General features: G+C 71.2%; 18 protein-coding genes. 10 read left to right on the plus strand and 8 right to left on the minus strand.

Going from position 1 to position 17,154, the window contains the following annotated elements:
• Positions 1-307: 307 nt before the first annotated feature.
• Positions 308-676 (minus strand): sterol carrier family protein, encoded by a 369-nt coding sequence (locus tag ACFC1K_RS01360; protein ID WP_375870124.1) that lies wholly within the window; start codon positions 674-676, stop codon positions 308-310.
• Positions 677-966: 290 nt separating this feature from the next.
• Here ACFC1K_RS01360 and purD point away from each other — a divergent pair, with 290 nt between their 5' ends.
• The 6 genes from purD (at position 967) to ACFC1K_RS01390 (ending at position 5,539) form a co-directional block, all read left to right on the plus strand.
• Positions 967-2,241 (plus strand): phosphoribosylamine--glycine ligase, encoded by a 1,275-nt coding sequence (gene purD / locus ACFC1K_RS01365; RefSeq protein ID WP_375870125.1) that lies wholly within the window; start codon positions 967-969, stop codon positions 2,239-2,241.
• A 3-nt stretch (positions 2,242-2,244) separates the two neighbouring features.
• On the plus strand, positions 2,245-2,634 hold the full coding sequence (locus tag ACFC1K_RS01370; protein ID WP_375870126.1) for a hypothetical protein: 390 nt from the start codon (positions 2,245-2,247) through the stop codon (positions 2,632-2,634).
• A complete protein-coding gene (locus ACFC1K_RS01375; RefSeq protein WP_375870127.1) occupies positions 2,616-2,960 on the plus strand; it encodes a DUF6176 family protein in 345 nt (114 codons plus the stop codon). The genes ACFC1K_RS01370 and ACFC1K_RS01375 overlap by 19 nt, the downstream gene beginning before the upstream one ends.
• Before the next feature lie 98 nt (positions 2,961-3,058).
• Positions 3,059-3,760, plus strand: coding sequence for a DUF2306 domain-containing protein (locus tag ACFC1K_RS01380; RefSeq protein WP_375870128.1), 702 nt, complete (start codon positions 3,059-3,061; stop codon positions 3,758-3,760).
• A gap of 4 nt (positions 3,761-3,764) precedes the next feature.
• Positions 3,765-4,889, plus strand: coding sequence for a sensor histidine kinase (locus tag ACFC1K_RS01385; protein ID WP_375870129.1), 1,125 nt, complete (start codon positions 3,765-3,767; stop codon positions 4,887-4,889).
• Positions 4,886-5,539, plus strand: a complete 654-nt coding sequence (locus tag ACFC1K_RS01390; protein WP_375870130.1) for a response regulator — start codon at positions 4,886-4,888, stop codon at positions 5,537-5,539. Before ACFC1K_RS01385 ends, ACFC1K_RS01390 begins: the two co-directional genes overlap by 4 nt.
• Before the next feature lie 122 nt (positions 5,540-5,661).
• Here ACFC1K_RS01390 and ACFC1K_RS01395 read toward each other — a convergent pair whose 3' ends face one another.
• The 3 genes from ACFC1K_RS01395 to ACFC1K_RS01405 form a co-directional block, all read right to left on the minus strand.
• Positions 5,662-5,820 (minus strand): hypothetical protein, encoded by a 159-nt coding sequence (locus tag ACFC1K_RS01395; protein ID WP_308866175.1) that lies wholly within the window; start codon positions 5,818-5,820, stop codon positions 5,662-5,664.
• Between the two features lie 62 nt (positions 5,821-5,882).
• Positions 5,883-7,367 carry a DHA2 family efflux MFS transporter permease subunit gene (locus ACFC1K_RS01400; protein ID WP_375871139.1) on the minus strand — a complete coding sequence of 495 codons (1,485 nt, stop codon included), beginning with the start codon at positions 7,365-7,367 and terminating at the stop codon, positions 5,883-5,885.
• An 89-nt stretch (positions 7,368-7,456) separates the two neighbouring features.
• Complete coding sequence (locus ACFC1K_RS01405) at positions 7,457-8,077, minus strand: PadR family transcriptional regulator (protein ID WP_375870131.1); 621 nt, start codon at positions 8,075-8,077, stop codon at positions 7,457-7,459.
• Between the two features lie 99 nt (positions 8,078-8,176).
• Here ACFC1K_RS01405 and ACFC1K_RS01410 point away from each other — a divergent pair, with 99 nt between their 5' ends.
• Together ACFC1K_RS01410 and ACFC1K_RS01415 are read left to right on the plus strand one after the other, a co-directional pair.
• Complete coding sequence (locus ACFC1K_RS01410; RefSeq protein WP_375870132.1) at positions 8,177-8,530, plus strand: hypothetical protein; 354 nt, start codon at positions 8,177-8,179, stop codon at positions 8,528-8,530.
• Between the two features lie 72 nt (positions 8,531-8,602).
• Complete coding sequence (locus ACFC1K_RS01415) at positions 8,603-9,565, plus strand: phosphoribosylaminoimidazolesuccinocarboxamide synthase (protein WP_375871140.1); 963 nt, start codon at positions 8,603-8,605, stop codon at positions 9,563-9,565.
• Positions 9,566-9,587: 22 nt separating this feature from the next.
• Here the strand turns inward: ACFC1K_RS01415 and ACFC1K_RS01420 are convergent, their stop codons facing one another.
• Together ACFC1K_RS01420 and ACFC1K_RS01425 are read right to left on the minus strand one after the other, a co-directional pair.
• On the minus strand, positions 9,588-11,165 hold the full coding sequence (locus ACFC1K_RS01420) for a hypothetical protein (protein WP_375870133.1): 1,578 nt from the start codon (positions 11,163-11,165) through the stop codon (positions 9,588-9,590).
• The gene (locus ACFC1K_RS01425; protein WP_375870134.1) at positions 11,147-11,926 is read right to left on the minus strand and encodes an ABC transporter ATP-binding protein; all 780 of its coding nucleotides are present in this window, start codon (positions 11,924-11,926) and stop codon (positions 11,147-11,149) included. Before ACFC1K_RS01425 ends, ACFC1K_RS01420 begins: the two co-directional genes overlap by 19 nt.
• 141 nt (positions 11,927-12,067) lie before the next feature.
• Here ACFC1K_RS01425 and ACFC1K_RS01430 point away from each other — a divergent pair, with 141 nt between their 5' ends.
• Both ACFC1K_RS01430 and ACFC1K_RS01435 read left to right on the plus strand, forming a co-directional pair.
• Positions 12,068-13,414: a uracil-xanthine permease family protein gene (locus tag ACFC1K_RS01430; protein WP_375870135.1), complete on the plus strand. Its 1,347-nt coding sequence runs from the start codon at positions 12,068-12,070 to the stop codon at positions 13,412-13,414.
• 132 nt (positions 13,415-13,546) lie between these two features.
• Positions 13,547-14,386 (plus strand): VOC family protein, encoded by an 840-nt coding sequence (locus ACFC1K_RS01435; RefSeq protein ID WP_375871141.1) that lies wholly within the window; start codon positions 13,547-13,549, stop codon positions 14,384-14,386.
• A gap of 179 nt (positions 14,387-14,565) precedes the next feature.
• On the opposite strand, the gene ACFC1K_RS01440 is transcribed toward ACFC1K_RS01435, so the two are convergent.
• Both ACFC1K_RS01440 and ACFC1K_RS01445 read right to left on the minus strand, forming a co-directional pair.
• Complete coding sequence (locus ACFC1K_RS01440) at positions 14,566-15,606, minus strand: LacI family DNA-binding transcriptional regulator (RefSeq protein WP_375870136.1); 1,041 nt, start codon at positions 15,604-15,606, stop codon at positions 14,566-14,568.
• 54 nt (positions 15,607-15,660) lie between these two features.
• On the minus strand, positions 15,661-17,139 hold the full coding sequence (locus ACFC1K_RS01445; RefSeq protein WP_375870137.1) for a glycoside hydrolase family 1 protein: 1,479 nt from the start codon (positions 17,137-17,139) through the stop codon (positions 15,661-15,663).
• Positions 17,140-17,154 lie beyond the last annotated feature (15 nt).

The following is a 17,154-nucleotide window of genomic DNA, read 5'->3' on the forward strand; positions in this document are numbered from 1 at the left end:
TCCCCTGTCACGAAGTGTCGCGCCGGGCGGCACATCGCGACAGGCGAACAGGAACACACGACGCCCAGAGGCTCCCCTGTCACGAAGTGTCGCGCCGGGCGGCACATCGCGACAGGCGAACAGGAACACACGACGCCCAGAGGCTCCGCCGTCACGAAGTGCCGCGCCGGGCGGCACATCGCGACAGGCGAACAGGAACACACGACGCCCAGAGGCTCCCCTGTCACGAAGTGTCGCGCGAGGCGGCACATCGCGACAGGGGAACAGCGGGGTCAGCGCTGGGCGACGAGTCGTGGTTGCAGGCCGCTCAGGGGCGCAGCGGTAGGAGATCCGAGATGTCGGCGCGCGTTCCCGAGGCGCTGATGCGGCCCGAGGTGGCAGCATCCGTCCACTGCTCCACGCCGGTCGCGAGGGCGATCCAGGTCGCGGGATCCGTCTCGACGACGTTCGGCGGGGTGCCGCGCGTGTGCCGGGGCCCCTCGACCACCTGCACCGCGCCGAACGGCGGCACGCGCACCTCGACCGAGTTGCCCGGAGCCTTCTCGGCCAGCAGCTGCAGCAGGTAGCGCACGGCCGTCGCGTTGTCGGTGCGGGCGGGCGGAACGGATGCCTCCGCCGCCGCCGCGACCGCGCTCAGGGCGGCGCGGCCGTCGTCGGTCGAGATCTTGCGGGCCACTCCTCCACGCTACGCCCCACACCCCCCGGCCGTTCCGCAGTCACTTCCTGCGGGTCACCGCGCGTCTCACCCGCCCCAACCGACTGCGGAACCGTGTGCGGGTGCCTCGGCGCTCGACCCCCACCGTTCCGCGGTCACTTCGTGCGGGTCACCGCGCGTCTCACCCGCCCGAACCGACTGCGGAACAACGAGAGGGCGGAGCGACGACGGGGACGGGACACCGCGGGAGCGGGGCGCGAGGGGTACCTCGGCCCGAAACAGCGAGGAGGGCCGCCGGTAGGCTGGGAGGCGTGAAGATCCTGGTTCTCGGCTCGGGCGCGCGGGAGCACGCCATCATCCTGGCGCTGCGGTCGGAGGAGGCGGAGCACGAGATCTTCGCGGCTCCCGGCAACGCCGGGATCGGGCAGGACGCGCAGCTGGTCGCCCTCGATCAGAACGACCCCGTGGCCGTCAGCCAGTTCGCGATCGACAACGACATCGCCCTCGTCATCATCGGCCCGGAGGCCCCGCTGGTCGCGGGTGTCGCCGATGCGGTGCGCACGCGCGGCATCCCGGCGTTCGGGCCCGGCCAGGCGGCCGCGCAGCTCGAGGGATCGAAGACGTTCGCCAAGCGGATCATGGATGCCGCCGGGGTTCCGACCGGTCGCGCGGTCCGCGCGCACACGCGCGCCGAGGTCGAGGCCGCGTTCGACGACCTCGGTGCCCCGCACGTCGTCAAGGCAGATGGACTGGCCGCCGGCAAGGGCGTCATCGTGACGAGCGACCGCGAGGCCGCCCTCGCGCACGCCGACGAATACCTGCCCTCGGGCGCCGTACTCGTCGAGGAGTTCCTCTCGGGCCCCGAGGTGTCGCTCTTCTTCCTCAGCGACGGCGATCACGTACTGCCGCTCAGCCCCGCCCAGGACTACAAGCGCCTGCTCGACGGCGACGAAGGCCCCAACACCGGCGGCATGGGCGCCTACTCCCCGCTCCCCTGGCTTGACGGCAAGTTCGGCAGCGAGCGCGAGTTCGTGGAGCTCGTCACGCGCGACATCGCCGAGCCCGTGATCCGTCAATTGGATGCTGAGGGCACCCCCTTCATCGGACTCCTCTACGCCGGCCTCATCCTGACCGACGACGGCGTGAAGGTCATCGAGTTCAACGCCCGCTTCGGCGACCCCGAGACCCAGGTCGTGCTGCCCCGGCTCGTCGACCCGCTGTCGGAGCTGCTGCTGGCCGCGGCATCCGGTCATCTCGAGGATCTCCCCCTGCCCGCCTTCGCCAACGACGTCGCCGTGACCGTCGTGCTCGCGAGCGAGGGCTACCCCGCCTCGCCGATCACCGGCCGCGCGCTGACGAACCTGCGCGAGGCGGAGTCGATCAACGGAGTGCACCTCGCCCACGCCGCCACCGCGGAGACCGACGGCGGACTCGTCGCCACCGGCGGCCGCGTGCTCAACGTCGTCGGTGTCGGCACCACCTTCGTCGAGGCCCGCGACCGCGCCTACCGCGCGCTCGGCGCGATCGGCCTCGAGGGCGGTCAGCACCGCACCGACATCGCCGCGCGCGTCGCCGAAGGACTCTGACGCATGCGCCGGGGCGCAGCATCCGTCCTGTCCGTTGGCCTGCTGCTCGTCGGCGGGGCCGTGTCAGGGTGCTCGGCGAGCGTCGACATCGACGCCCCCGGCAAGGAGCTGATGGACCAGGCGCACCAGGTCGCGAACGAGGCTCTCGTGGCCGCGGCCACGACCGCGCTGCAGGCGCTGCAGGCGACCGGCGCGGTCACCGAGGATGCCGTGCGCGAAGCGCTTCAGAAGGCCGGAGCGGCCGAGGTCGAGACCCGCGTCGTGGGCGACAGCCTGCTGTTCGGCGCCGAGGTCTCGGGCGGCTGTGTGTACGGCTCGGTCGGCACCTCGGGCACCGTCTCGATCGACCTCGGCGGCGTGAACGCCGACGGCGGGTGCCTCCGCGAGCCCTGATCCACCTCGTTGCTCGACGCCTTCGTGTCGACCATCGCGATCGAGTGGTCGCCTGGCTGGGTGAGGTCGACGGGCCCCGCCGCACCGAGGCGCTCGAGTCGCTCGCGGCTGAGGGCGTCGACCATGAGACGGCGATCATCATCGACGCCGGCGAAGGCCCGATCATCGTCTACGCGATGCAGACCGATGATCTCGAACGCTCGCGCGCCGTCACCGATGAGTCTCCACGACCGGTCGACGCCGAACATCGAGCGGTGATGCGCGCGGCGGATGATGGGCCGGCCGCGGCGGAGATCGTGCTCGACCTGCGCGCCGGCGAGCGCTAGCGAGGGCCGCACGCGCCGGGCGCCTCAGCCGATCGGACGAGGCGGTTCGAGCCGGGCGGCCGAAGCGGCGCAGCATCCGTTCTCGCGAGCATGGCGGCATGACAACCGCCACCGCCCGCCCGAGGGCCGTCCGACGCCGGCCTGAATGGCTCGTGCCCGCCGGGCTCATCGCCCTGAGCCTCGTGCCGATCGTGGCCGGGTCCGCCCGGCTGACGCAGCTGACCACCGGGGCCGCGGTCACCGCGGAGAACGCCCGGTTCTTCGACTCGCCCGTCCCCGTCGTGGCGCACATCATCGGATCGAGCCTGTTCCTCGTGCTCGGCGCGCTGCAGTTCGCCCCATCGCTGCGGCGGCGGCGCTGGCACCGCATCGCCGGGCGCGTCGTCGCGCCCGCGGGCCTGGTGTCGGCGCTCTCCGCGCTGTGGATGACCGTGTTCTACGACATCCCCTCCACCGTCACGGGGCCGGGCCTGCCGGCGATCCGGATCGTGCTCGGCACGACCATGGCCGCCGCCATCGTGTTCGCGTTCGTCGCGATCCGGCGCGGCGACGTGCGCACCCACAGCGCCTGGATGACGCGCGCCTACGCGATCGGCATGGGCGCCGGCACGCAGGTGCTCGTGTTCCTCCCCTATACGCTGCTCGCCGGCGCGCCTGCCCCCGTGGCCTACACCCTGCTCATGGCGGCGGGTTGGGCGATCAACCTCGTGATCGCCGAGCTCGTCATCCGGCGGCGCGCTCGCGCCGGACGCCGCCGCAGCGGCGCCCCGATGGCGGCTACCGGTGCCCGCCTATCATGAGGGCATGACGAGCCCGGTCCGCGCGCTCTGGGACGCGCCCGCGGCGGTTCCGGCGCCGCCTGGGCGGGTCTGGCGCGACTGGGTGCTCGTCGGTGTGATCCCGGCGCTGGCGGTGGTCGAGGCATCCGTCCGCACCGACGTGCCGTGGCGCTGGCTGTGGGCCGTCGTGCTCACCGCGCTCGCCCCCACGCTGCTGTGGCGCCGGTCACGCCCGTTCACGATGCTCGCGATCGCCTTCGCGGTCGGCACGGCCGTGGGCCTCGCAACGGCAGGCGACCCGCAGCTGTACACGACGGCGTACTTCCTGATCCTGCTGTACGCGGTGTTCCGGTGGGGTTCCGGGCGCGCGATGGTCGCCGGCGGCTCGCTGGTGGTGATCGGGATGCTGCTCACCTTCCTCCCGACCCCGCCCCAGGTCGCCGACGTCATCGGAGGCGTGGCGGTGGCGGTGACGACCAGCACACTCGGGCTCGCCGTGCGGTGGCGGCGACGCGCGCGCAGCCGCGAACTCGAGCAGGTGCGGCTGCTCGAGCGCGAGCAGCTCGCCCGCGACCTGCACGACACCGTCGCGCACCACGTCTCGGCGATCGCGATCCAGGCCCAGGCGGGCAGCGCCGTGGCGGCGACCGATCCCGGCGCGACGGTGCAGGTGCTGCAGGCGATCGAGGCCGAGGCGACGCGGACGCTCCGCGAGATGCGCGCGATGGTGGGCGTGCTGCGTGCTCCCGACGATGCGCTCGCGCCGACTCCCGGGCTCGCCGAAATCCGTTCGCTGGCGGCGGATGCTGCTGCCCCGACGATCGCCGTGCGGCTCGGCGGTGACCTCGACAGCGTGCCGCAGGCGGTCGCCGCCGCGGTGTTCCGCATCGCCCAGGAGGCGGTGACGAACGCCCGCCGCCATGCCCGCGGCGCGACGCGGATCGATGTGGGGGTTGATGTCGACAGCGATGGCGTGCGACTCGAGGTCCGCGACGACGGCGTGGGCGCAGCATCCGCCGCTCCCGGCTACGGGATCACCGGCATGCGCGAGCGCGCGGCGCTGCTCGGCGGGACGTGCGATGCGGGCCCGACGCCGGACGGCGGCTGGATCGTCGCGGCGACCCTCCCGCGGGCAGGATGGACCGCATGAGCGTGCGCGTGCTGGTCGCCGACGACCAGGATCTCGTCCGGACGGGCCTGCGCATGATCCTCGACGCGCAGCCCGACATCGAGGTGGTCGGCGAGGCCGCCGACGGCGCCGAGGCGGTCGCGCTCGCGCGGAGCCTGCGACCCGACGTGTGCCTGCTCGACATCCGCATGCCGGTGATGGACGGGCTCGCGGCGACTCGTGCCCTCGCCGGCGCGGACGTCGCCGACCCGGTCCCCGTCGTGGTGATCACGACGTTCGACCTCGACGAGTACGTCTATGAGGCGCTTCGCTCGGGTGCGCGCGGATTCCTCCTCAAGGACGCCGGAGCGGTGCTGCTCGCCGAGGCCGTGCGTGCGGCCGCCCGCGGCGATGCGCTCATCGACCCGAACGTGACGGTGCGCCTGATCGAGGCCTTCGCGGGCGGGACTCCCGAACCGGCGGCACAGCCCTCGAGTCCTCTCACCGACCGGGAGGAGGCGGTGCTCGCCGGCGTCGCCCGCGGCCTCGGAAACAGCGAGATCGGTGACGAGCTGCACGTGTCGCTCAGCACCGTGAAGACGCACCTCGCGAGCATCATGACCAAGCTCGGTGCCCGCAACCGCGTCGAGCTCGCGATCTGGGCACACGAGCGCGGCCGCGGCCGGCGCTAAACCACGGCAAGACAAAAGAAGGACGCCGGCGCCGCGTGCTGGGGGACATGCGGGCCGGCGTCCTGTCGACGCCCGGGATCGGGGAGGACCCTGCGGGCGCCGCGCGACCTGAGCTGGGGAAATCAGGTCTGACGACGAATGAAGCGCATCAGCCACGCGATCACGGCGATGATGATGATGACGAGGCCGATCCAGAGCAGGAACTTGGCCGCTTCGATGAACACGCCCAGCAGGAGCAGGACGATTCCGACGATGAGCAGGATCACTGCGAGTCCGGTCATGTGACCATGGTGGGCGGCTGGGGCGCCGCCCACCAACCTCTTGACAAGCTCCTCGAACGGCGTTACTCGGATGCGGCAGCCGCGTTCGCGGCCTGCCAATCCTCGGTCGACGTCGCCTTCGGCCGACGCAAGAACAGCACCACGACGACGCCGACGAGCATCACCGCAGCCGGCAGCAGGATCGCCTGCGCCATGGCCTGCGAGAAGCCGTCGACGACGAAGGGCGGCAGCGTGCCTTCGCCGAACCCGCCCGAGGCGTCAGACGCGCCGGGAAGGTTCGCCTCGAGCCGGGCCTGCATGAAGGCCGCGATCGATGCCGAGCCGATCACCGAGCCGATCGTGCGGGTGGTGTTGTAGATGCCCGCGCCGGCACCGGCCTGTCGGGGAGGCAGGTTGCGCGTGGCGGTCGTCGCGAGCGGCCCCCACATGCCGGCGTTGCCGATGCCCATGAGCGCCGACGGGAGCAGGAACATCCAGATCGGGGTGTCGACGTTCATGAGCGACGAGTACCAGAACAGCGACCCCGCGACCATGAGCAGGCCGGGCACCAGCAGGAACCGCGGGTCGGTGCGGTCGAGGAGGCGGCCGGCGAACGGTGCGCCGACGCCCGAGAGCACGGCCATCGGGATGAGCAGCAGCGCCGACTCGGTCGGCGTGAGGCCGCGCGCGAGCTGGATGAAGAACATCAGCGGCAGCGACATGCTCGTCACGGTGAATCCGACGATGGCGATGCCGAGGTTCGACACCGAGAAGTTGCGGTCCCGGAAGAGCGGCAGCGGCACGAGCGGCTCGTTCTTGGTGCGCGCCTGCGTCCAGATGAAGAGCGCCATGACGGCGACGCCGCCCGTGATCATCGCCCACACCCACGGCGCCCAGTCGTACTTCTCGCCCTCCTGCAGGCCGAAGACGATCAGGAACAGGCCGAGGGCGCTGAGCAGCACGCCGACGATGTCGAACCGGTGCGGGTGCGTCTCGAGCTTGGGCACGAGGATCCACGCGAGCACGAACGCGATGACGCCGACCGGGATGTTGATGAAGAAGATCCACTCCCACCCGAAGCCGTCGACGAGCAGGCCGCCGGCCAGCGGCCCGACGAGGGTGGCGACACCGGCGGTGGCGCCCCACAGACCCATCGCCGCGCCGCGGCGGTTCGGCGGGAAGGTGCGCGTGATGACGGCCATCGTCTGCGGGGTCATGAGCGCGGCGCCGAGGCCCTGCACCGCGCGGGCGATGATGAGCATCTCGAGCGTTCCCGACAGACCGCACCACAGCGACGCGAGGGTGAAGACCGTCAGTCCGATCAGGTAGATGTTCTTCGGCCCGAACCGGTCGCCGAGACGGCCGGTGATCAGCAGCGGCACGGCGTAGGCGAGCAGGTAGGCCGAGGTGACCCAAACGACGTTGTCGAGGTTGTTGGTGTCGGGGTCGAGCGCCGCCTTGATGGCGGGGTTCGCGACCGAGACGATCGTCGTGTCGACGAGGATCATGAAGAAGCCGATGACCAGCGCCCAGAGGGCGGGCCACGGGCTGCGGGGCTTGTGCCCCACCGCGTAGGCACCGGTGATCGGGCCGGCGACCCGATCGGTAGTGGATGCCGCGCCCGCCGTGGGGCGGGACTCCGGCGTTTGGGGGGTGGTCACTGTCGTGCTGCCTTTCTCTGGGCGAGATAGCGTTCCGAAGGGGTCGGCGTGGGACCCCAGGCGAAGTCGGGATCGGCGATGCGCGGGAGCACCGCGTCCATCCACTCGAGCTCCGCGCGCAGGAGCGCGAGCTCGCGGTCGATCTCGATGAGGTACTGCGCGGGCACGCCCTTCTCCAGGGCGTGACGCTGGCCGTCCTCGAGGGACCCGAGCGACGCGGCGAGCGCGTCGCGTCGAACGTGGAGCAGCTCGATCGCCTCGTCGCGATCCAGTCCGTGCACCTCGGCGAGCGCGACGCGGAACTCCGCCGGGCGGTCCACGCGCGGCAGCTCGCGGCGCACCCATTCGAGCACCGCGGCGGCGCCGGCATCCGTCTGCGTATAGGTGGTGCGCTCGGGGCGGTTGCCGTCGCGGTCGACGCCGACCTCGGCGATCAGTCCCGCCCGTTCGAGCCGTCCGACCGTGTGGTACACCGTGCCGTTCGTGATCGTGACGAGCCGGTCGTCACGGCGGAAGTGCATCAGCCGGATCATCTCGTACGGGTGCATGTCGCCCTCGCTCAGCAGCGCGAGCACGGCCACCCCGAGCGGGGTCAGGCGGGCGACGGGGTCGGTCACGATCTACTCCAGTTCGATTAGTCCACGTGGACTATACGCTTCTTCGTCGCCCGATGCACCCCTCGCGCTCTGTCCGTGGGGCGTCGTACGGTGAGGGTCATGGCAGACAAGGGCGCCGCGCGCAGGGAGAAGTTCCCCGAGTCGTACGCGATCTTCGACCCGATCGTCGCGGAATGGACGGCCCGGCCCGACGTCTCGCTCGGCGCGATGTTCGGTTCCGAGGGGCTCAACGTCCGCGGCAAGGTGTTCGCCTTCGTCACCTTCGAGGGCGCACTGATGGTGAAGCTGCCCGAGCGCCGCGTCGGCGAGCTGGCCGAGGCGGGCGAGGCCGCGCCCGCCGTCATGCGCGGCCGGCCGATGCGCGAGTGGGCGACTGCCGGGACGGATGCTGCCGACCGCTGGCCCGCGCTCGTCGCCGAGGCGTTCGCGCACGTCGACGAGATCACGCCGTGAGCCCGTCCGCCCAGATGCGACCTCGCCCCGAAACCCGCCGGAGTCACCCGGGATAATGGACGGGTGACGGCTATCCCCACCCCCACGACCGAGCTCCCCGGCTGGCGCCACGCCTACTCCGGCAAGGTCCGCGACCTCTACGTTCCGGCGGACACGCCCGAGGGGGCGACGCCCGAGCGCATGCTGGTCGTCGCGAGCGACCGCGTCAGCGCGTTCGACCACGTGCTCTCGCCGGGCATTCCGGGCAAGGGCGAGCTGCTCACCACCCTCAGCCTCTGGTGGTTCGACCGGCTCGCGGGTGCGGACGGGGGTCGCAGCATCCCGAACCATCTCGCCGCCTCGCACGAGCTCACGCTCGGGGCCGACGGCGAGGCCAATACGGCCGACGACCTGAAGAGCCTGATCCCGGAGGCCGTCACCGGGCGGGCGATGGTCGTGAAGAGCCTCGACATGCTGCCGATCGAGTGCGTCGTGCGCGGGTACCTCACAGGATCGGGCTGGGCCGAGTACCGCGAGAACGGCACGGTGTGCGGCATCGCACTCCCCGAGGGGCTGTCGAACGGCGACCGGCTGCCCGAGCCGATCTACACCCCCGCCTACAAGGCGCCGCTCGGCGAACACGACGAGAACATCTCCTACGAGCGCACCGTCGAGCTCGTCGGCGCCGAGCGCGCGGCCGAGCTGCGCGACCTCTCGCTCGAGATCTACGCGCGCGCGGCCGCGACGGCCGAGGCGCACGGCGTGATCCTCGCCGACACGAAGTTCGAGTTCGGCCTCGACGGCAACGGCGTGCTCACGATCGCCGACGAGGTGCTCACGAGCGACTCGTCACGATACTGGGATGCTGCGGCCTGGGCGTCCGGCACCACCCCCGACGAGCGCATGGCGAGCTTCGACAAGCAGATCGTGCGCGACTGGCTGGCGGCGAACTGGGCCGCCCCGCGCGAGGGGGAGCCGCCCGCACTCCCGGCGGACATCATCGACCGCACCACCGCCCGCTACCGCGAGCTGCTCGAGCGCCTCACCGCCGCCTGACGCCGCGGCGCGGCATCCGCGATCACGCGTTCTTCATCGCCTTCAAGCGAGCGAGCAGCACCGGTCCGGTGCGGTCGAGCATCGTGCCGCCGATGAGGATGCCGGCGACGAGCACCGCGGTGCCGCCCACGATCCCGATGACGAACGCGATCCAGCTCAGGGTCGGGTTCTGCGTGAAGTACCCGATGAGACCCGCGATGATCGCGGGCGCCGAGAGCGCGAGCGCGACCAGCCAGATGCCGAAGAACGCCATGCCCTGCAGGAACGTCGTGCCGGGAACGCGCTTGAACGGATTGTCGCCCGAGCCCGGAACCGGCACCACGAGCTGGGCCGACGTGACGGCGCAGACTCCGTAGCACGTGAAGAGGATCCCGAGCGCCATGCCGAGGATGCCGGGGAACTGCGTCCAGTCGCCCGCGAACGCGAACGGCAGGATCGCCGCGAGCAGCACCAGCGGCACCGCGACCGCGGCGGCGGCGAGGATGCGCCCGAGCCGGTCCGCGCGACCGCGCGCTCCCGTCGCGACCTCGTTGCCGAACGCCGTGCCGTCGTACGAGATGTCGGCGTACACCACGATGCCGATGATGAACGCGATGATCGGCGCCGAGAACGCCAGCGCCACGAACGGGTCGCCGTCGCGGGCGTAGAACCACAGCAGCACCGGCACCAGCGGCACGGCGATGAGCTGGCGGAGATACCGCGGGTCGCGCGTCCAGTACGTCAGCGCCCGCGCGAAGACCGCGCCCGCGGCACCGGTCGGCACGCGGCTGAACCATCCGATCGACCCGGCCCGCACGGCGGCGGCCGACGAGAGCCGGGGCCGCACGAGGGAGCGGGCGAGCGAGGCGCGCCACAGCAGCCACAGCGCCGCGAGGGTGGCGAGCGCGATGAGCAGCTTCGCCGCGGCCGCGGCCAGATCGCCGGCGGCCGCGTCGGCCGGTACGGCCCATGCGGCGCCGAGCGGCGTCCAGCCGAGCAGCGGCACGAGCTCGGCGATGGTGTCCGCGTTCACGGTGACCCCGTTGGCGAGCCCGGCGATGATCGGCCCCGCCAGGATGAGCGGGATGAAGATGAGGATGCCGGCGACCTCGCGGAAGCGCCGGCCTCCCCCGAAGCCGGAGGCGATCGTCGCGACAGCGCGTGAGGCGACCACCGCCGTGAGCACCGCCAGTGGCGTGCTCACCAGCCAGGCGACGAGCGCCGCGGGCCAGTGTGCCCACGTCGCGATCGTCGCGAGCGCAGCTGCCGACGTGATGATGCCCGGGATGCCGCAGACCGCGGCGAGGGTGAGCGCGACCATCATCCGCGAGGTCGTCATCGGGAACACGACGAGTCGGTCCGGGTCGAGCGTCGTGTCGACGCCGAACGCCACGAGAGGGATGAGGGCCCAGCCCAGCGTCACCAGTGACCCGGCACCCACGATGACGATGCTGGCGAGCCGCACGTCGGTGAATCCCAGCACCACGAGGCCGGCGACGATGCCCACGAGGAGCAGCGCACCGTAGAGGGCACCGAGGATGAACCCCACCAGCTGCCACGGGCTGCGCGCGAGCTGGTTGCCGAGGACCCGGAACCGCAGCCTCAGGAGCGTCGCAACCATTCCGGCCCTTCCGTGTGGCGGCGGCCTCCGACGAGCTCGACGAAGCGGTCCTGCAGGGACTCCCCCGCCCGCACGTCGTCGACGGTGCCCGCGACGAGCAGGCGGCCCGCCGCGACGATCGCGACGTGGTCGCACATGCGCTGGACGAGGTCCATCGAGTGACTCGAGACGATGACCGTGCCGCCGCCGGCCACATAGCCGGCGAGGATGTCCTCGATGTTCGCCGCCGACACCGGGTCGACCGACTCGAAGGGCTCGTCGAGCACGAGCAGCCGCGGCGCGTGGACCAGGGCGCACGCCAGCGCGATCTTCTTGGTCATGCCCGCCGAGTAGTCGACGACCATCGTGCCCGCGGCATCCGTCATGTCCATGAGGGAGAGCAGGTCGGCCGTGCGCTGGGCGATCTCGTCGTGCGGCAGACCGAACAGCAGCCCGTTGTAGGTGACGAGCTGCCCGCCGGTGAGGCGGTCGAACAGCTTGACGCCGTCGGCGAGGTTCCCGACCATCGCCTTCGCCTTCACGGGCTCGCGCCACACGTCGACGCCGTGCACGAGCGCCTGACCCGCGTCCGGCATGAGGAGCCCGGTCGCCATCGACAGGGTCGTGGTCTTGCCGGCGCCGTTCGGACCGACCAGCCCGTAGAACGATCCCGCCGGCACGCGCAGGCTGATGTCGGCCACGGCCACCTTCTCGCCGAAGCGCTTGTGGAGTCCTCGGAACTCGAGCGCGGGCGGTGTCGGCAGGGTCGCTGGGTCAGTCACATCTCTCCGTCGGTTCGCATCGAAGGTCCGGGTGCGAGCCGGAATCCGTCCAGCCTCTCGGATGCCGCGTGGCCGAGGCAACTCGCGCGCACCGCTCGCTAGGGTGATCCTCGCACCATCACCCGAGCGCAAGGAGCGCGCATGCCTTTGTGGACCATTCACGGCAACGGCCGGACCGTCGAACCCGGGAAGGTGGTGAAGCCCGACGAGCGGCTGAACTGGCCCGCGACGGTCGCGATCGGCGCCCAGCACGTCATCGCGATGTTCGGCGCCACGTTCCTGGTGCCCGTGCTGACGGGCTTCCCGGTCTCGACGACGCTCCTCTTCTCGGGCATCGGAACGCTGCTGTTCCTCCTCATCACGAAGAACCGCCTTCCCAGCTACCTCGGCTCGTCGTTCGCCTTCATCGCCCCCGTCACCGCCGCCACCGCTTCGCAGGGGATGGGCTCGGCCCTCGCCGGCATCGTCGCCGTCGGCGTGCTGCTGGCCGTCGTCGGCTTCATCGTGCAGTTCGCAGGACTCGGCTGGATCGAGAAGCTCATGCCGCCGGTCGTCGCCGGCGCCATCGTCGCGCTCATCGGCTTCAACCTCGCGCCGGTCGCGTGGCAGAACTTCCAGCAGGCGCCGATCACCGCGACCATCACGCTCGCCGCGGTGATCCTCGGCAGCGTGCTGTTCCGCGGCTTCCTCGGGCGCATCTCGATCTTCCTCGGCGTGATCGTCGGCTACATCGTGGCGCTGCTGCGCGGCGAGGTGGACTTCACGCAGGTGAACGAGCTCGTCGCGAACGGGCAGTGGGTGGGCCTGCCGACCTTCCAGTTCCCGACGTTCGGCAGCCCCGGCACCTGGAGCGTCATCGCCATGTTCCTCCCGGTCGTGCTCGTGCTCATCGCCGAGAACGTCGGGCACGTGCGCGGCGTCGCGACCATGACCGAGTCGTCGGTCAACCAGTACACCGGCCGCGCGCTCATCGCCGACGGTGCCGCCACTGTGCTCGCGGGCACCTTCGGCGGTTCGGGAACGACGACGTACGGCGAGAACATCGGCGTCATGGCGGCGACCCGCGTGTACTCGACGGCCGCGTACTGGGTCGCGGGCGTCTTCGCGATCCTGCTGTCGCTGTCGCCGGTGGTCGGCGCGGTGTTCAACTCGATCCCCGCCGGCGTGCTCGGCGGCGTCACCACCGCGCTCTACGGCCTCATCGGCATCATCGGTATCAAGATCTGGGTCGACAACCGCGTGGACTTCTCGCGCCCGGTGAACCAGTACACCGCCGCGGTCTCGCTCGTGATCGCGATCGCCGGCTTCACCATGGTGTGGGGCGACTTCCAGCTCGGCGCGATCGTCATCGGCGCGGCCGCGGCCCTGCTGATCTACCACCTCGGCAACGCGATCGCCCGCTGGCGCAAGACCGGCGCCGACGACGGCGGCCCGCTCCCCGCCGTCGGCCAGCTCGGCGGCGACCCGCAGGACTCGCAGGTCAAGTAGGCGCCCGGGCCACAGCATCCGTCCCCCTTCTTCGTCCGAGCACGGATGAGGGGAATGGATGCTGCGGGCAAATGGTTGTAGCTACATGTGAATGAGATCGTGCACCCCGACCGCCTCGACGCCGCCACTTCGATGGGCGCCGTCACGCTCCTCGTCGGCGACCTCGACGGCATGACCGCGTTCTACCGCGACGTCATCACCCTCCAGGTGCTGTCGGCCGAGGGCGACGAGGTCGTGCTCGGGCGCGCGGGCCGGCCGGTCGTCATCCTGAAGCATGAGCCCGCCCTGCGCCACGCTGCACCCGGCGCCGCGGGGCTCTTCCACACGGCGATCCTCTTCGAGACGCAGGAGGCCCTCGCGGCCGCGCTCTACAGCGTCGCGCAGCGCGCGCCGCAGACCTTCACCGGCTCGGCGGACCACCTCGTGAGCCAGGCGTTCTACCTCACCGATCCCGAGGGCAACGGCATCGAGCTGTACTGGGATCGGGCCCGGACCGAGTGGTCATGGACCCACGGCAGCGTCGAGATGGCGACCCTGTACCTCGACCCCAACGGCTTCCTCCGTGAGCACCTGACAGAGCGGGCCGCGAGCGGCGGGACCGGGCAGGACGCAGCATCCGTCGGTCATGTGCACCTGTCGGTCGGCGATGTCGCGAGCGCCCGTGCCTTCTACGTCGACGCGCTCGGCTTCGACCAGACCGCGGAGCTCGGCAACCAGGCGCTGTTCGTGAGCGCCGGCGGCTACCACCACCACATGGCGATGAACGTCTGGAACTCGCGCGGCGCCGGACCGCGGATGCCGGCGCTCGGCCTCGGCCGCGTCGACCTGGCCCTGCCCGACGCCGACTCGCTGGGCGAGCTCGCCGAGCGCCTGCGCCACCACGGCCTCGAGGTGCGCGACGACGGCCGCACCGTGGCCTTCGACGACCCCTGGCGCAACCTGCTGCACGCGACGGTGCCCGGCCGCGGCTGACCGGCGCCCCGAAGGCCCCATCTCTGCTCACCTGTCGCGAACTGTCGGCTCGGACAGCAACTCGTGACAGGCGAGCAGTCAGGGCTCGGAGTCATCGACGCTCAGCTGTCACAAAGCGCCGGCTGCGTCGACATCTTGTGACAGGTGAGCAGCCGACGCGGGACAGGTGACGCGACGGGTCAGACGGATTCGCGGATGACGAGCTCGGTCTCGAGGATCGTGACGTGACGCGGATGCCGCCCCGCGAGGAGGTCGACCAGCACCGTGGCCATGCGCTCGCCCTGCGCGAACGACGGCTGGCGCATCGTCGTCAGCTGCGGGATGACGGAGGTGGCCACCGGGGAGTCGTCGAAGCCGATGATCGCGACGTCCTCGGGGACGCGGAGTCCCGCGGCCGTCAGCACCGTCAGCACGCCGCGCGCCATGAGGTCGCTGGCGACGAACACCGCGTCGGGCTGGGCGCCGGTCGCGAGGACGCGGCGCATCGCGTCGGCACCGCCGTCCGCGGTGAAGTTTCCGTCCTCGACGGCGATCTCGTCGAGGTCCCACGCGGCGAGCGCGTCGCGATACCCCTGCAGCCGGTCGACGCCGGCGGGCATGTCGCGCGGGCCGGTGACCGTCGCGATGCGGCGGCGGCCGCTCTCGATCAGGTAGACCGTGGCGTCGTACGCCCCGCGGACGTTGTCGACGTCGACGTAGTAGTCACGGTCGCGCTCGCGCACCGGGCGGCCGCCGTAGACGACGGGCACGACACTCGCGATGCGGTCGATGAAGGTGTCGCTGGTGTGGTGCGAGACCACGATCGCACCGTCCACCGCACCCGAGCGCACGTAGCTCGTCGTCTTGTCGCCCGGGTCGTCGCTCGCGATGAAGAGGTTGAGCACGTAGTCCGAGCGGCTGAGGCGCGAGTTGATGCCCGACACGATCGCCGCGAAGAACGGGTCGCCGAAGAACCGGGTGGTGTCCTCGGGGACGATCAGCGCGATCGCGTGCGTCTTCTGGCTCGCCAGTGACCGCGCAGCGCGGTTGGGGACGTAGTTGAGCTCGCTGATCGCGCGCGTCACCGACTCCAGGGCTTCGGGACTCACCGCGGTCGAGCCGTTCACGACGCGGGAGACCGTCGAGCGGGAGACCCCCGCCGCGGCGGCGACCTCTTCGATCGTCACGGCGTGTGCGCTGCCGGCTCCCCGCTGGGTATGCCGCATGGCGTCGGTGCTCATTCCTGTCCCCTCCTTCCCGGATGCTACTGCGCCACGACACCGCGCGGCGCAGTGCTACGACGCGACGGTCGCCGCGCGCGCTGACTCCAGGTCGATCGCCCGAGCACCGATGATGCGGCGGTACTCGAGCGCGCTGTCCTTGGGCGTGCGCTCCTGGGTGTCGTAGTCCACCCGCACGATCCCGAACCGCTTCTCGTAGCCCCACGCCCACTCGAAGTTGTCGAGGAGCGACCAGTAGAAGTATCCGCGCACGTCGACGCCGGCCTCGGCCGCGTCGAGGATCGCACCCAGGTGCCCACGGAGGAACTCGACGCGGTCGGCGTCGTGCACGGCCTTCGCCTCGCCCTCGACGACGAGCTCGTCGTCGTAGGCGGCGCCGTTCTCGGTGACGTAGAGCACGGTGCCGGCCTGCTGCGCGTACTCGTCCCACACCCGCTCGAGGAGCGTGGTCAGCCCCTCGGGCTGCACCTCCCACTGCATGGGCGTCCGGGGAAGACCGCGCTCATGCCAGTAGATGCCCTCGTGCGAGGGGTACGGCGAACGCGCGGGGCGGTCGGTCGGCGCGTCGCCGCCGATCGGCGGGTTCACCGGCTCGTGGCCGCCCACGTACTCGCCGTGGTAGTAGTTCACACCGAGGGTGTCGATGGGCGTCGCGATGGTCTCGAGGTCACCCGGGCGCACAGCGGTCTCCCACGCGGCGATGGCCGCAGCATCCACCGTCCGGATGTCGTGAACGATGTCGGCGGGGTACTGCGCACGGAAGATCGGGTCGAGGAACCAGCGGTTGAACTGGCCGTCGATGCGGCGCGCCGCGTCGACGTCGGCGGGGTCGTTCTCGTCGACCGGCTCGGCGACCGTGAGGTTCAGCGTGATGCCGAGCTTGAGCGACTCGTCGCGAGAGCGCAGCTCGCGCACGGCCTGGCCGTGGCCGAGCAGCAGGTGGTGCGCGGCGAGCACGCCCTCCTCGACGCTGTAGTGGCCCGGCGCGTGGATGCCCGCGGTATAGCTGAGGAACGACGAGCACCACGGCTCGTTGAGCGTCGTCCACACGTTGACCCGGTCGCCCAGGGCGTCGTGCATCGTCAGCGCGTACTCGGTGAAGAGGTCCGCGGTGTCGCGGTTCGCCCAGCCGCCCCTCTCCTGCAGCGCCTGCGGCAGGTCCCAGTGGTACAGCGTCAGCCAGGGGAGGATGTCGGCCCCGAGCAGCTCGTCGACCAGTCGCTTGTAGAAGTCGAGGCCCTTGAGGTTGACCGCCCCGCCGTCGGGCCGCACTCGCGACCACGACGTCGAGAAGCGGTACGTCTGCAGGCCCAGCTCCTTCATCAGCGCCACATCATCGCCATAGCGGTGGTAGTGGTCGCACGCCACGTCGCCGTTGTCGGCGTTGGTGACGGCGCCCGGCACGCGGCAGAACGCATCCCAGATCGAGTCGCGGCGGCCGTCTTCGTGGGCGGCGCCCTCGATCTGGAAGGCGGCGGTCGCGGCGCCGAACAGGAAGTCCTGGGGGAAGGCGCGAGGGATCGCGGTCGTCATGAGGTCAATGATCCT

It is taken from the genome of Microbacterium sp. NPDC056057 (genome assembly GCF_042266945.1).
GTDB classification, from domain to species: domain Bacteria; phylum Actinomycetota; class Actinomycetes; order Actinomycetales; family Microbacteriaceae; genus Microbacterium; species Microbacterium trichothecenolyticum_C.

What these genes read in the sequence shown, in the direction of transcription:
- ACFC1K_RS01430 (WP_375870135.1), top strand. Translation starts at nt 12,068, where the DNA reads ATGCCTTTGTGGACCATTCACGGCAACGGCCGGACCGTCGAACCCGGG.
- ACFC1K_RS01385 (WP_375870129.1), top strand. Translation starts at nt 3,765, where the DNA reads ATGACGAGCCCGGTCCGCGCGCTCTGGGACGCGCCCGCGGCGGTTCCG.
- ACFC1K_RS01435 (WP_375871141.1), top strand. Translation starts at nt 13,547, where the DNA reads ATGGGCGCCGTCACGCTCCTCGTCGGCGACCTCGACGGCATGACCGCG.
- ACFC1K_RS01395 (WP_308866175.1), bottom strand. Translation starts at nt 5,820, where the DNA reads ATGACCGGACTCGCAGTGATCCTGCTCATCGTCGGAATCGTCCTGCTC.
- ACFC1K_RS01445 (WP_375870137.1), bottom strand. Translation starts at nt 17,139, where the DNA reads ATGACGACCGCGATCCCTCGCGCCTTCCCCCAGGACTTCCTGTTCGGC.
- ACFC1K_RS01370 (WP_375870126.1), top strand. Translation starts at nt 2,245, where the DNA reads ATGCGCCGGGGCGCAGCATCCGTCCTGTCCGTTGGCCTGCTGCTCGTC.
- ACFC1K_RS01420 (WP_375870133.1), bottom strand. Translation starts at nt 11,165, where the DNA reads ATGGTTGCGACGCTCCTGAGGCTGCGGTTCCGGGTCCTCGGCAACCAG.
- ACFC1K_RS01390 (WP_375870130.1), top strand. Translation starts at nt 4,886, where the DNA reads ATGAGCGTGCGCGTGCTGGTCGCCGACGACCAGGATCTCGTCCGGACG.
- ACFC1K_RS01440 (WP_375870136.1), bottom strand. Translation starts at nt 15,606, where the DNA reads ATGAGCACCGACGCCATGCGGCATACCCAGCGGGGAGCCGGCAGCGCA.
- ACFC1K_RS01410 (WP_375870132.1), top strand. Translation starts at nt 8,177, where the DNA reads ATGGCAGACAAGGGCGCCGCGCGCAGGGAGAAGTTCCCCGAGTCGTAC.
- ACFC1K_RS01380 (WP_375870128.1), top strand. Translation starts at nt 3,059, where the DNA reads ATGACAACCGCCACCGCCCGCCCGAGGGCCGTCCGACGCCGGCCTGAA.